Here is a 12,619-nt window from a genome sequence, read left to right as displayed (position 1 = left end):
CTGCGGTGAAATACGTCTCCTACTGGCACGATACCGCGCCGCGCTTTTCCGGCGGCGCCGAAGGTCCGGTCGAAGGGCATTATGACGTCGCGGTGATCGGTGGCGGCTTCACCGGCCTCGGAGCTGCACGTCAGCTTGCCAAGGCGGGAACGAAGGTTGTCGTGCTCGAGGCCGACCGGGTGATTGGCGGCGCATCGGGGCGGAACGGCGGGCATCTCAACAATGGACTCGCCCACAGCTATCTCGCTGCCAAGGCGGAATTGGGCAAGGAGCGAGCCGTCGCGCTCTACCGCGCGCTCGATTCCTCGATCGACACGCTCGAGGCGCTGATCGCGGAGGAGGGCATCGCTTGCGATTTTCGCCGCGCCGGCAAGCTGAAGCTCGCCTCCAAGCCGAAGCATCTCGACGCCATCGCGCGCAATTTCGAAGCGGTCCATCGCGAGGTTGATCCGGACACCGCATTGCTGTCCGCCCGGGATCTCGGCGCAGAGATCGGCTCACCCTTCTTTGGCGCGATGCTCTCGAGGAAGAGCGCGATGATGCATATGGGACGCTATGGCGTCGGACTGGCGGAGGCCGCCAAGCGCCGCGGCGCGACCGTCTTCGAGCAGGCACCAGTCACCGCGCAGGCGCGCGAAGGATCGCGCCATCGCCTGACGACGCCGCGCGGCAGCGTCACCGCCGATCAGGTGCTGCTGGCGACGGGCGCCTATACCACGCCCAATTTCGGTTACTTCCGGCGACGCCTCGTCGCCGTCGGCAGCTTCATCATAGCGACCCGTCCGCTGGACGCGGCTGAAATCGCGGCCACCATGCCCGGCAATCGCACTTGCGTCACGTCGATGAATGTCGGCAACTATTTCCGCCTGGCACCCGACAACCGCCTGATCTTCGGCGGACGCGCGCGTTTCTCGGCGACATCGGACCAGCGTTCCGACGCAAAGAGCGGCGCCATTCTCGTCGATGGTCTCACGCGAATCTTCCCGCAGCTCGCCGGCATCGAGATCGACTATTGCTGGGGTGGACTCGTCGACATGACCAGCGACCGCTTCCCGCGCGCCGGCTATCAGGACGGGCTGTGGTATGCGATGGGCTATGCTGGCCACGGCGCGCAACTGTCGACCCATCTCGGCATGATCATCGCCGATGCGATGCTCGGACGCGAGGATCGAAATCCGATGAAGGGACTCGACTGGCCCGCGGTGCCCGGTCACTTCGGCAAGCCGTGGTTCCTGCCGCTGGTGGGACTGTACTACAAGACGCTCGATCGCGTTCAGTAGCGTCGGAAGAGCCCGTCGCCGAACTGTTGTCCAAAATGCGCGAGAGGGCGCGGATCTGCGCCCTCTCCATTGCAGCAGCCTAGCCCAGTCCACCAATGTGGAAGGCCTTGGTCTCGAGATATTCCTCGATTCCGATCTGCGCTCCTTCGCGCCCCAGGCCGGATTGCTTGACACCCCCGAATGGCGCCACCTCGGTCGACACCATGCCCGTATTGAGGCCGACCATACCGGCTTCGAGCGCCTCCGCAACGCGCCAGGACCGCTTCAGGTCCCGGGTATAGAAATAGGCGGCAAGGCCGAAGGGCGTCGCATTGGCGATCGCGATCGCCTCCTCGTCAGTCTCGAAGCGGAAGAGGGGCGCCACGGGACCAAATGTCTCCTCATGCGCCAGCACCATGTCGGTGGTCGCCCCGGTCAGGACGATCGGCGCGGTGAATTGCGGACCCTTGGGCAGGTACGCCGGTTGCGCGGCGATACGCGCGCCCTTTGACAGTGCGTCGGCGATATGGCGGTTGATCTTGCTGATCGCCGCTTCGTTGATCATCGGCCCGATCGCCACGCCCGGTTCGAGGCCCGATCCCACCTTCATGGACTTGACGCGGGCGATGAGTTTGGCCGCGAAAGCGTCATAGACGCCCGACTGCACGAGGATTCTGTTGGCGCAGACGCAGGTCTGGCCGCCATTGCGGAACTTCGACATGATTGCACCCTCGACCGCGAGGTCGAGATCGGCGTCGTCGAAGACGATGAAGGGCGCATTGCCGCCGAGCTCGAGGCTCACGCGCTTGACGCTATCCGCGGCACCGCGCATGAGCAGCGAGCCGACGCGGGTCGAGCCGGTGAACGAAATCTTGCGCACCGTCTCGTTGGCCATGATCTCGGCGCCGATCTCGCTCGGTAGGCCGGTGACGATGTTGATGACGCCGGCGGGAATGCCGGCGCGCTCGGCCAGCACGCCGAGAGCCAGCGCCGAATAGGGCGTGAAGTCCGATGGCTTGATCACGACGGTGCATCCCGCCGCGAGCGCCGGAGCCACCTTGCGTGTGATCATCGCGTTCGGGAAATTCCAGGGCGTGATGATCGCGCACACCCCGACCGGTTCCTTGAGCACGACGATGCGCCGGTCCGGTGTGGGCGAGGGGATTGTGGTGCCGGCGATCCGCCGGGCTTCCTCGGCGAACCATTTGACGAAGGAGGCGCCGTAACGAATCTCGCCCTTGGCCTCCTCCAACGGCTTGCCCTGTTCAAGCGTCAGGATGCGCGCGAGATCGTCGAGATGCGCGATCATGAGGCCATGCCAGGCTTCCAGAAGCACGGCGCGCTCGGCATTGGTTTTCGCGTGCCAGGCGGTGTAGGCCTTCGCGGCAGCAGTAATGGCGGCGCGTGTGTCGTCCCGTCCCATGTCCGGCACGGTCCCGAGAACGGTTTGCGTCGCCGGGTCGATCACGTCGATCGTCGCGCCCGAAAGCGCCGCTTGCCATTGGCCGCCAATCAGGCCCTGCTGGCGGAAGAGCTGCTTGTCACTCAGGTTCTGCATCTGTTGCGCCTTTTCGATCAGGAGAGACGGGAAAGTACGGCTGTCGTGATAGCCTCCGTGCGCTCCTTGCCAGGAACCGTACCGATGCCGCTGGACGTCGTGGCCTCCAGTGCGGCCATGACGCGGGCTGCGGCTTTGGCCTCGCCAAGATGCTCGAGCATCATGGCCCCCGACCAGATGGCTGCGATCGGATTAGCCGTGCCGAGATGGGCGATGTCGGGCGCCGAGCCGTGAACGGGTTCGAACATCGAAGGAGCATTGCGCTCCGGATTGATGTTGGCGGAGGCGGCGAAGCCGAGACCGCCCTGAATGGCTGCGCCGAGATCGGTCAGGATATCGCCGAACAGGTTGGAAGCGACGACGACGTCGAGGCTCTCCGGCGCCATGACCATGCGCGCGGCGAGCGCGTCCACATGGTAGCTCGTGCATTCGACGTCCGGATAGTCGGCAGCAACCAGTCGCGTCACCTCGTCCCAGAAGACCATCGAGTATTTCTGCGCATTCGACTTGGTGACCGAGGCAAGCTTCTTGCGCCGCTTGCGCGCCTGTTCGAAGCCGAACCGCAGGATCCGCTCGACGCCGGCGCGCGTGAACACCGAGGTCTCGACCGCGATCTCCGCGGGGGTGCCCTGATGCACACGCCCGCCGGCGCCCGAATATTCGCCTTCGGTGTTCTCGCGGATGCAGAGAATGTCGAACTCGGTGGTCTTCAGCGGGCCGTTGACACCAGGGAGCAGGCGGTGTGGCCGGACATTGGCATATTGCGTGAACCCTTTCCGGATCGGGAGCAGCAGGCCGTGCAGGGACACGGCATCGGGCACCTCCGCCGGCCAGCCGACCGCGCCGAGCAGAATTGCGTCGAATGTCGCGAGCGTCTTGATGCCGTCGGCAGGCATCATCGTGCCGGTGTCCTTATAGAACGCACAGGACCACGGAAACGTCGTTCCGCTCAGTGCAAAGCTCGAATGCCTGGCGGCGGCTTCGAGCACCGTCCACGCGGCGTCCGTGACGTCGCTGCCGATGCCGTCGCCGGGGATGCGTGCGATCGCATAAGTTTTCATGAATGCCTCTCGACGTGGACGAGTACGCTCTTGGAGCGGCGGTTGGCGTGATAGGCTTCGCGCCCGAGATCCTTGCCAATGCCGGAGTGCTTGTAGCCGCCCGTCGGCAGGATGTGATCGCGCGATCGGCCGTAGCGGTTCACCCAGACGGTGCCTGCCGGGAGCGCACGCGTGATCCGCATGACGCGCGAGACGTCGCGGGTGAAAAGTCCGGCGGCAAGGCCGTAGGTCGGATGGTCGGCGAGCGCGAGGGCTTCTTCCTCGGTGACAAATGTCTGGAGCGTCAGCACCGGCCCGAAGATCTCTTCGGCAATGGCGGGAGAGGACCGCTCGACCTTCGCAAGCAGGGTCGGCGTGTAGAAAAAGCCCTTGCCCTCCATCGGTCCGCCGCCGGTGCGGCATTCGGCGCCCTTTGCGCGGGCTGCCTGCACGATCGCGTCGATCCGCGATCGTTGCTTCTCGGAGATGATCGGGGAATAGGTCGTCGCGGCCTCCCAGGTGGGGCCGGCCTGGACGGCTTGCATGCGGGCGATGATGGCTTCGACAAGCGGTTCGGCCGCAAAACTGTGGGCGATGAGCCGCGATCCGGCGACACAAGCCTGGCCTGCATTTGCGAGGATGCTGCCCGCAATCGCGGCGGCGGCCTGATCGAGATCGGCATCGGCGAAGACGAGCTGCGGGCTCTTGCCGCCGAGTTCGAGGGTCATGGGTTTGATGCCCGTCCGCGCGATATTGGCCATGATGGCAGCGCCCGCGCGGGTCGATCCAGTGAAGCTCACCTTGCCGATGTCGGGATGTCCGGTGATGGCTGCGCCGGTCGTCGGCCCGTCGCCGAGCACGATGTTGATGAGCCCCGGAGGCATGCCCGCCTTCACCGCCAATTGGGCGAGCAGGATGGACGAGAACGGCGTCATCTCGGACGGCTTCAGCACGACCGCATTTCCCGCGGCGAGGGCCGGCCCGAGTTTCCATCCCGCCATGTTCACGGGAAAATTCCAGGGCGTGATCGCGCCCACAATCCCGTACGGCTCGGTCATGATCATGCCGAGGTGCTCGTCGTCGGTGGGCACCAGGACACTGCCCTCCTTGTCGGCGAATTCGGCGAAGAAGCGGATCTGCTCCGCAGTGATCGCGATGTCTCCCGCGACGAGTTGACCGACCGGACGGGTGGACGAAATCGCCTCGACCTTGGCGAGCATCTGGGCTTCGTGCTCAATGAGGTCGGCCCAGCGCGTGAGGACGCTGGCTCGTTCGCGCGGGCGCACACCGCCCCAATTGCTGGTCTTCAACGCCTTCCGGGCGGTTTGGACGGCCTCGTCCACAGTCTCCGCCGAGGCGACCGGACACTCGGCGTAGAACGCGCCGTCCGAAGGCCGGTGCAGCGGGAGCAGACCGGGAGACTCCAGCAGCCGATCGCCGATGAAATGGCCGATCGGCAGCTGTATCCGGTCGGGATCGAAGCTCAGGCTCATGACACCGTGACGTAGATCTTGCGGACGGTCTCGATGGTCTTCCAAACGCCGGTAAAGCCGGGCTTCATGACGAAGCTGTCGCCGGCCTTGAATGTGATCGGCTCGCCGCCATCCGGCGTGATCTCGATCCTGCCGGCGAGGATGTGACAGAATTCGAAGGTCTCGCCCTTGATCGAGCGCGTCTCGCCCGGCGTTGCTTCCCATACGCCGGTATGCACCAGCTCACCCTTGGCCTCGTCCTGCGCCCAGGTCTTGAAGTGCGGCGCGCCGGCAATGAGCCGCTCCGGGATCGGGCCGGATTCCTTCGGTGCGAAATTCGGGTTGGGATCAATCCGTTTCAGCAGCAAGTTGGGCTCCTCTCAAGTAATCACAAGTCCGATCCAAGAGCCCGACGAGGTCGAAGCCTCTTCATATCGCTTGATGTTGTCGATGACCGCGCGAGCGGCACCGTTCGGCGGGGATTTTCACAGGCAGGGATGGCGAATTCACCCGATTGCACTATGCTATCGGAGCGGCGTTCCATCCGGTGCCGAATGCAATCGCGATTTGGTGGATTGTTTCGCCAGATGGCTGTTCTGAAACGTAATCTGCGGCGAAGCGCGGTTTATGCTGAGCGCCGGCTCTGGAGCGAACCGAGAAGGCGCTGCTGCGACCAATGCCAGGCCGATCAGGGAAAGACATGAAATCCCGCACGACGCGTTCGCTGACGATCGACGCATTCGATGCGCGTGCGGTTGATATCGACACGGTCGAACTCGATCAACTTTACACCCTCTCGATCGGCGTCGGTTGGCCGCACCGCCCGGAGGACTGGCAGTTTCTGCGTGACACCGGCCACGGCATCGTCGTTCATGATGAAATCGGGCGGGTGCTGGGATCGGCCATGTGGTTTCCCCATGGGACGGATTTTGCCACTGTCGGCATGGTCATCACCTCACCCCGTCTTCAGGCGCTTGGCACAGCCCAGTGGCTCATGAAGCGCATTCTGTCCGCCGCCAAGGGACGCAATCTCCGCCTCAATGCCACGCGTGCAGCGCGCAAGCTCTATCTGTCGCTCGGCTTTCGTCGCGAACGAACGGTATTCCAGCGGCAAGCCGAGGTGCAGCGATCCGGCGAAGTGCCCAGTCCCTCCGAAGGGGGCGAACTGCGGAAGCTGGCTCGGAAGGACCTGCCGGCGATCGCTCAACTGGATGCGCAGGCGTTTGGCGCCGCGCGCCTCGATTTGCTTGCGGCGCTCCTCGGACAATCCGCCGGGGTCGGCCTTTATCGGCAAGGTCGTCTCGAAGCGTTCGCATTGTGCCGCCCGTTTGGGCGAGGGCACGTCGTGGGGCCTGTCGTCGCGTCAAGCGACGAGGATGCGATCCAGGTGGTTGCCCCGCATGTCGCCGCTCATGAAGGACAGTTTCTGAGGGTCGACACGCATCTGGCCGATGGTGAGTTCTCCTCCTTCCTGGCCCGGTGTGGCCTTGTCTTTTTCGACACCGTCACGACGATGTCGCTGGGAGGAGAGTTTCGTGATCCCAATGATCGCTCCGGACAGACGCCTGTAACCTACGCGCTTGCCAGCCAGGCGCTTGGCTAAGAATTGTCGAAGTCTCGTCCTGGCCGCCGGATATCGGCCGATCGAACATGCAGCGGCTATTTCTGCCCGTTCAAATTGGTCATGAGGAAACGGAACGCGGGCTGGCGCCTGCAGTTCCTATCCTCAAGCACGAGAGGGAGGGTCGACATGGCCGACGAACGCTTCGCTTATCTGCTGGGCCAGGCCGCCATGGCCGTCTGGGGTGATATGCCGCGCGACGTCCAGGAAGCGCTGTTCGAGACGGCGATGAAGGGGCATGCCTCGGAGCGTGAAGCGCTTGCGCGACTGTTGCACGATCGCCATCCGCGCACGGCACATCCAGCCAAACCTGTTTGAACGGGGGACGAACAGCGTCTCGCTGATCAAGGCGTTTTGCGAATGCTGATCATGGAGCCGATGGAGGCCGAATCCGTCAAATCAGCGAAGCGACTCAGGGCAAGAGGTGCAAAGCCGGATGAGCGACAGCGGCGCGCGTCCGCGGCTGGAACGTGGAGTGCGGCACGACGTTGAGCAGCATAGCAAGATGGCGGAACCCGGCTCCGCCAAGCACTAGCCGGTGAAAGCGAGGAAGGAGATTGTCATGTTTCAAAAGTCAATGTTGGTCGGCGCTCTGCTCGCGCTCAGTTCGACCATCGCGCTCGGCGGCCCCTGCAATACGGCCAGCCGAGATGCCGGCTCCGGACCGGTGACAACAGGGAAAGCCGGTGAAACGACGGGAGTTGCTTCATCGAGTGCGAAGGAGCATCCGCCGACCTCGGCCATGAACAAGGCGACCGAGAGTACCGCGACCTCGTCGCAGGATGCCCAGCGTCAGATGCAAAGCCAGCCGACGGCTGCCGAGCAATCGACCAAGTCCACTGCGGCCGACGCCAGCAAGTCAACCGCTGCCGACGACGAGGGCTGCTGATCGCGGTCGCCTGTCGTTGGGTTCTGATGAACGAGGGCGCCCCGTTACCGGAGCGCCCTTTTTTGTGATCGTCCTTCAATTCGCTCTAAGGCATGGACTGCGGCGTCTTTGCCGGGCGGCTTGACCAGCGGTTCGAATGCGTCATCCAGGCGGAAAGTGGTTCGCCATCCCTGTGGCGTCCGCCTGCCGCGGCGCCGGCCCAGGCGGCAACGGCTCCAAACAGCAATGCAGCGGCTGCCGAAAAAGCCAGGATGATGCTCGCCGCGCGCGCCCTCGAAATGGCTTGCTTGGCGTTCGCAATCGTCGCATCGACCCGCTTCTCCGAATCCGGCCCGGTCAGGCCGGTCAGCGCGGTGACCTGCTGGACGAGGTAGGCGCGATCGTCGGTCGCAACGCCGCTGTGGCTGGACGACGTCATCAGGATGCGTGCGGCTTCGGCTCGTTCGGCGCTCAGATCGACGTTCGGCGGCCGACGCGGCGCACGGAACAGGCGATCGAGCTCGAAACTGAGAACCGATGGTTCGGAAACCGAAGACACTTGCATCGTCGAGGACGGCTTGCTGGCCGCCCATGCAACCAAGGCGGTCAGGACGGCGCCGATCACGACGGCAAGCGCCCACGAGGCAACGCCATGCATCCCGTCACGCGTTGCGACGTCCTCGTTGGCGGAAACATAGGGCGCCCGGATGCGTCCGGCAAAATAGCCGCCACAGCCGAAGCTGATGAGAGCTTGAAAGATCAGGTAGACGCCCGAGAGCAGCCAGAGCGCAAACGACGTGTCTCGCCAAGTCGGAGCCGACGAGGCGACGCCAAGCCCGAGAGCGGTCGCAAACGCGATCAGGATCAGGGAGAGCGCTGATGCTGCCAAGGCGCCGGCGACGACCGGCGTCCATTGCAAACTCCACGGCGGTACTCGGTCTTGCTCGCGCACCGTCGCTTGTCCGGCTCCAACCAGCGTTTCCATCGTGGTCACCGCAAGCCGAACAGAGACAGGATGAACATGATGATTACGATCAACCCAACGAGATAAATGATCCCATCCATGCGAAATCCTCCGAATTGTGCGGTACCAATTCGGTGTCGTCGCGGGGGTTCCTAATCAGGCCGGTGGGTAATCCAGGAAGGCCGTCCACACGACGTCATCCCTCGTGGCGGATACAGTCGTTTCATGGGGCGGTCAGCGTTACGTACCTTTCAGGAGAGGAGGCGACACTGCCGGCTATATCCAAGGCCATACGATTGGCGCGAGGAGCGTCACGCAATGACACTTTGCCGGTTCATCTTCGCGCCGCTCGGCGCCGCCGTTCAATCGTCGCGCCCGTGCACCTGCGCCGGCGGTGCTGTCGCCTCGATCGCGGTAAAGGTCTTCTGAATCCGGTAGGCGTGCTTTGCCTGCGCTGGAACAAGCCAGGAATCGCCGGACTTCAGATTGATAGTTTGCCCTTCAAGCGTGAGCTCGGCTTGCCCCGCAATGACATAGCCAACGGTCTCGTACTCTCGCTGCGTCGTGGCGCCCTGTTGCGGCGCCTCGTTCTGCCACAAGCGCATTGAAACGTGCTTTCCGGACACGAGGTACGTTTGTCCCATCTCCCCGACTGGGGAGTGGCTAGCCGAAACTTTCTTGATCGTGGTGTCGCCCATGCTGACCTCCGACGTCGTTCTGTTCGGTTAAGAAGTCCGGCTCCTGCTTGTTCCTCGCGGGCGGAGCGGGCATGGACGCGCGGTCGCCGATGCCGGATCGAGAGCCATTCATGGGCTTTCGCTCTATGTGGATTTGACGAGGCGCAAGGTTCCGAACGTCTTGGAACCAGCATTCTTGTTTCAGGTTTCTTGGGCAGGGGCCTGCAGTGGCCGGACATTAGTCCGCGACGCCGCATCGCGCGTCTGGCGTGGGCGCTGCAAGCGGATCGGCCGGGCTCGTGCGTACGGGTCATGCAGGCGGACGGTGACAGATAATGAGGGATAGCAAGTCGGAGGTCGCGGAGATTCGCGACGCCGTTCATCTCTGCATCGACATGCAGAACATCTTTGCTCCCGGTGGTCTCTGGGAGACTCCGTGGATGGAGCGAGTCCTGCCAACGATCGTCACGATCGTATCGCGCTTTGAGGCTCGAACCGTGTTTTCGCGCTTCATCACGCCGCAACACCCCGAGGACCGTCCCGGGCAATGGCGCAGCTATTTCCGGCGTTGGGAGCAGGCTACGCGCAACCATCTTTCAGCATCAGCGCTGGACTTGGTACCGGCCTTGGCGCGTCACGTTCCGCCGGCTCGTGTCATCGACAAGCCGGCCTATTCGGCGTTCAGCAATCCGGCGCTGGCGACCTCGTTGATCGAAAAAGGAGTCGGGACGGTGGTCATCACAGGCGCCGAAACCGACGTTTGCGTCCTGTCGACGGTCTTGAGCGCGGTCGATCTCGGCTTCAGGGTGGTGATCGTGGAGGACGCTCTGTGCAGCTCATCCGACGTCGGCCATGACGCGCTCATGACGATGTATCGCACGCGCTTCCATGGTCAGGTCGATCTGGTGACCGCCGAGGAGCTCGCGGAATTCTGGCGCGAATAGCAATGCAGCTTCGGCCACCTGCCTTAGGAACCGCACGCAGCATTCTCCGGTTGATCGGATCGCACCGATACCCGGAGGAGACGGCATGACCCAACCGGACATTCGCAAGGGAATGCCGCCCGTCAAGCTGTCGCGCGAGGCGTTTGAGCGCTGCTACAGGGACCAGTTTGTCGATCCCTCGTTTGCGCCCCTGCAGCATGAGCTGGATGCTGTGATCGGAGCGGCCTGGGATGCCTACAGTCATTCGCGCAAGGCGCCGGTGACCCGAAAGGCAGGGGCGGGCTTTTCCGATCCGGATTACGATCTCGCGGTTGACTGGCTGAATGCCCGGTCTGCGGTCCTCGAGGCGCAACGGTGGCATGATGATGCCAGTGCGCCTCCCCGCGTCCTCATCATCAACGGGTCGGCGCGCAGCGAGCACACCTGTCCTGGCGAGATGTCCAAGACCTGGCGCATGGTCAAGATGGCCGAGCCGGTCTTCATCGAGATGGGCTTTGCGGTAGATATCCTTGATCTCTCCCGCCTGACCTCTGAGTTCGGCAAGAACATCCATCCCTGCAAAGCCTGCGTGTCCACCGCCATGCCGCTCTGCCACTGGCCGTGCAGCTGCTATCCGAACTACGCGCTGGGCCAGGCCAGCGACTGGATGAACGAGATCTATCCGCTCTGGGTCGCCGCCCACGGCGTTCTCATCGTGACGCCCGTGAACTGGTACCATGTCCCGGCCGGGCTCAAGGCGATGATGGACCGGCTCGTGTGCGCCGATGGGGGAAATCCCGATCCGACGTCGACGCATGGCAAGAAGGCGGATGAGGCCAAGGCGATCGAGCTGAAAGGCTGGCCCTATCCGCGTCATCTCGCCGGCCGCCATTTTGGCCTCGTGGTTCATGGCGACAGCGTCGGCGCCGAGGGGGTGCGCCGAACCCTGTCTGACTGGCTGACGGACATGCACCTGATCTCGGCGGGTCGCTTCGGCGAACTCGACGGCTACGTCGGCTATATGGAGACATATGCCACGTCACATCAGGAGCTGGACGAAGACCGCGAATTTCAGCAAGAGGTACTGAATACGGCCCGCGCGCTGGGAAATGCGGTCCGGCTGGCAAGGGAGGGGCGGCTGGACGAGCCGGGCGCAGGCCTGGCGGAACCAAACCCGAAGTGACGCGAAGGCGCTCGGCGCCGACCTCTGTTCAGTCAAACGCGGAAATCACGCCGCCGATGAGATTGCACGCCAGCAAATGATCGCTCGTGGGCGCGGCGGTGCGCTGGATCTCGACCAGGGATGCGTCGATGCGCCTGATCCGCTCGCGCATGTCGCGGGCGAGCTGCACGGCGACGTCTTCCTCGACCGCCTGAAAGCGGACACGTTCGCCGGGGCGGAGCTGAGCAAGCCGCGGCAGGTCCGCCGAGATCACGGTTGCGATCTTTGGATATCCTCCGGTGGTCTGGCGATCGGCGAGCAGGATGATCGGCTGACCATTTCCCGGAATCTGGATGCTGCCGAACACCGTGCCGTCTGAGACGATGCCCACCGCGCCCGCATGCTGGACGCGCGGCCCTTCGAGCCGGCATCCCATGCGATCGGACAGGGCCGTGACGGTGTAGTCGGAGGCGAAGAAAGTCGCGATCCCCTCGGCGCTGAAGGCATCGTCCTGCGGGCCGAGGAGGACGCGAACCGCGCCCTGCGCGCGGCGGCGGTGCGCCGGGGATACCATCAGATGTGGCCGCGCGGGCAGTCCAGGAGCTGCCAGCGGCAATCGATCGCCGGCACGCAAGGGGCCACCGTCGAGCCCGCCGAGCTGGCTGCGCGAATGCGTGGAGACGCTGCCGAGAATCGGTGCGCTCTGAAAACCGCCGGAGACGGCGAGGACGGCGCGTGTGCCATCCCGCGCGGTTCCGATCGAGAGGCGCTGGCCTGCCTTCAGATCGTGCGTTTCGTGCGACGAAACCGGCCGGCCGTCGATGGCGACAGCGAAGTCTGCGCCTGCAAGCGCGAAACGGATCTCGGCACTGGTGCAGGTGAGCGTGGGTCCTGCGAGGGTGATTTCGAGGGCAGCCGTCTCGAGCTTGTTGCCAACCAAGGCGTTGGCGGTTGCGAGCGCAATCGGATCCATCACGCCCGACGCCGAGATGCCAAAGCGCTGGAAGCCGCGGCGGCCAAGATCCTGGAGCGTCGTTGAAAGACCGGGCTCGATGATTTCGAGATCAACAGACAT

The 12,619-nt window shown here is 64.0% G+C and carries 13 protein-coding genes; 6 read left to right on the top strand and 7 right to left on the bottom strand.

Features of this window, described 5'->3' with window-relative positions; all coding sequences use genetic code 11:
* The first annotated feature begins 5 nt into the window (after positions 1–5).
* Positions 6–1,280, top strand: coding sequence for an NAD(P)/FAD-dependent oxidoreductase (locus JQ592_RS27535; RefSeq protein ID WP_211405913.1), 1,275 nt, complete (start codon positions 6–8; stop codon positions 1,278–1,280).
* Positions 1,281–1,359: 79 nt separating this feature from the next.
* On the opposite strand, the gene JQ592_RS27530 is transcribed toward JQ592_RS27535, so the two are convergent.
* The 4 genes from JQ592_RS27530 to JQ592_RS27515 are packed head-to-tail and all read right to left on the bottom strand — an operon-like array spanning position 1,360 to position 5,697.
* A complete protein-coding gene (locus tag JQ592_RS27530; RefSeq protein ID WP_211405912.1) occupies positions 1,360–2,817 on the bottom strand; it encodes an NAD-dependent succinate-semialdehyde dehydrogenase in 1,458 nt (485 codons plus the stop codon).
* A gap of 17 nt (positions 2,818–2,834) precedes the next feature.
* Complete coding sequence (locus JQ592_RS27525) at positions 2,835–3,878, bottom strand: tartrate dehydrogenase (protein WP_211405911.1); 1,044 nt, start codon at positions 3,876–3,878, stop codon at positions 2,835–2,837.
* Positions 3,875–5,350 carry an aldehyde dehydrogenase family protein gene (locus tag JQ592_RS27520; protein WP_211405910.1) on the bottom strand — a complete coding sequence of 492 codons (1,476 nt, stop codon included), beginning with the start codon at positions 5,348–5,350 and terminating at the stop codon, positions 3,875–3,877. Before JQ592_RS27520 ends, JQ592_RS27525 begins: the two co-directional genes overlap by 4 nt.
* Positions 5,347–5,697 (bottom strand): cupin domain-containing protein, encoded by a 351-nt coding sequence (locus JQ592_RS27515; RefSeq protein WP_211405909.1) that lies wholly within the window; start codon positions 5,695–5,697, stop codon positions 5,347–5,349. Before JQ592_RS27515 ends, JQ592_RS27520 begins: the two co-directional genes overlap by 4 nt.
* Before the next feature lie 332 nt (positions 5,698–6,029).
* Between JQ592_RS27515 and JQ592_RS27510 the strand changes: the two genes are divergently transcribed.
* The 3 genes from JQ592_RS27510 (at position 6,030) to JQ592_RS27500 (ending at position 7,839) form a co-directional block, all read left to right on the top strand.
* The gene (locus tag JQ592_RS27510; protein WP_211405908.1) at positions 6,030–6,932 is read left to right on the top strand and encodes a GNAT family N-acetyltransferase; all 903 of its coding nucleotides are present in this window, start codon (positions 6,030–6,032) and stop codon (positions 6,930–6,932) included.
* 147 nt (positions 6,933–7,079) lie between these two features.
* Complete coding sequence (locus tag JQ592_RS27505; protein ID WP_211405907.1) at positions 7,080–7,268, top strand: hypothetical protein; 189 nt, start codon at positions 7,080–7,082, stop codon at positions 7,266–7,268.
* 244 nt (positions 7,269–7,512) lie between these two features.
* The gene (locus tag JQ592_RS27500) at positions 7,513–7,839 is read left to right on the top strand and encodes a hypothetical protein (protein WP_211405906.1); all 327 of its coding nucleotides are present in this window, start codon (positions 7,513–7,515) and stop codon (positions 7,837–7,839) included.
* Positions 7,840–7,924: 85 nt separating this feature from the next.
* Here JQ592_RS27500 and JQ592_RS27495 read toward each other — a convergent pair whose 3' ends face one another.
* Together JQ592_RS27495 and JQ592_RS27490 are read right to left on the bottom strand one after the other, a co-directional pair.
* Complete coding sequence (locus JQ592_RS27495) at positions 7,925–8,803, bottom strand: hypothetical protein (protein ID WP_211405905.1); 879 nt, start codon at positions 8,801–8,803, stop codon at positions 7,925–7,927.
* 341 nt (positions 8,804–9,144) lie between these two features.
* Positions 9,145–9,480 carry a cupin domain-containing protein gene (locus JQ592_RS27490; RefSeq protein WP_211405904.1) on the bottom strand — a complete coding sequence of 112 codons (336 nt, stop codon included), beginning with the start codon at positions 9,478–9,480 and terminating at the stop codon, positions 9,145–9,147.
* A gap of 314 nt (positions 9,481–9,794) precedes the next feature.
* Here JQ592_RS27490 and JQ592_RS27485 point away from each other — a divergent pair, with 314 nt between their 5' ends.
* Positions 9,795–10,403: a cysteine hydrolase family protein gene (locus JQ592_RS27485; protein ID WP_211405903.1), complete on the top strand. Its 609-nt coding sequence runs from the start codon at positions 9,795–9,797 to the stop codon at positions 10,401–10,403.
* An 85-nt stretch (positions 10,404–10,488) separates the two neighbouring features.
* Positions 10,489–11,565 carry a flavodoxin family protein gene (locus JQ592_RS27480; RefSeq protein ID WP_211405902.1) on the top strand — a complete coding sequence of 359 codons (1,077 nt, stop codon included), beginning with the start codon at positions 10,489–10,491 and terminating at the stop codon, positions 11,563–11,565.
* 28 nt (positions 11,566–11,593) lie between these two features.
* On the opposite strand, the gene JQ592_RS27475 is transcribed toward JQ592_RS27480, so the two are convergent.
* A complete protein-coding gene (locus JQ592_RS27475; protein ID WP_211405901.1) occupies positions 11,594–12,619 on the bottom strand; it encodes a biotin-dependent carboxyltransferase family protein in 1,026 nt (341 codons plus the stop codon).

This window comes from Bradyrhizobium iriomotense (genome assembly GCF_018129405.1).
Classification (GTDB): domain Bacteria; phylum Pseudomonadota; class Alphaproteobacteria; order Rhizobiales; family Xanthobacteraceae; genus Bradyrhizobium; species Bradyrhizobium iriomotense_B.
The sequence above is the reverse complement of the archived record's forward strand: the minus strand, read 5'-3'. Positions and strand labels throughout refer to the sequence as shown.

Bases quoted from the DNA above. Each gene is read 5' to 3' on its own strand.
- JQ592_RS27505 (WP_211405907.1), top strand. From the start codon at position 7,080: ATGGCCGACGAACGCTTCGCTTATCTGCTGGGCCAGGCCGCCATGGCC.
- JQ592_RS27520 (WP_211405910.1), bottom strand. From the start codon at position 5,350: ATGAGCCTGAGCTTCGATCCCGACCGGATACAGCTGCCGATCGGCCAT.
- JQ592_RS27490 (WP_211405904.1), bottom strand. From the start codon at position 9,480: ATGGGCGACACCACGATCAAGAAAGTTTCGGCTAGCCACTCCCCAGTC.
- JQ592_RS27510 (WP_211405908.1), top strand. From the start codon at position 6,030: ATGAAATCCCGCACGACGCGTTCGCTGACGATCGACGCATTCGATGCG.
- JQ592_RS27500 (WP_211405906.1), top strand. From the start codon at position 7,513: ATGTTTCAAAAGTCAATGTTGGTCGGCGCTCTGCTCGCGCTCAGTTCG.
- JQ592_RS27475 (WP_211405901.1), bottom strand. From the start codon at position 12,619: ATGTCTGTTGATCTCGAAATCATCGAGCCCGGTCTTTCAACGACGCTC.
- JQ592_RS27485 (WP_211405903.1), top strand. From the start codon at position 9,795: ATGAGGGATAGCAAGTCGGAGGTCGCGGAGATTCGCGACGCCGTTCAT.
- JQ592_RS27530 (WP_211405912.1), bottom strand. From the start codon at position 2,817: ATGCAGAACCTGAGTGACAAGCAGCTCTTCCGCCAGCAGGGCCTGATT.
- JQ592_RS27495 (WP_211405905.1), bottom strand. From the start codon at position 8,803: ATGGAAACGCTGGTTGGAGCCGGACAAGCGACGGTGCGCGAGCAAGAC.
- JQ592_RS27480 (WP_211405902.1), top strand. From the start codon at position 10,489: ATGACCCAACCGGACATTCGCAAGGGAATGCCGCCCGTCAAGCTGTCG.
- JQ592_RS27525 (WP_211405911.1), bottom strand. From the start codon at position 3,878: ATGAAAACTTATGCGATCGCACGCATCCCCGGCGACGGCATCGGCAGC.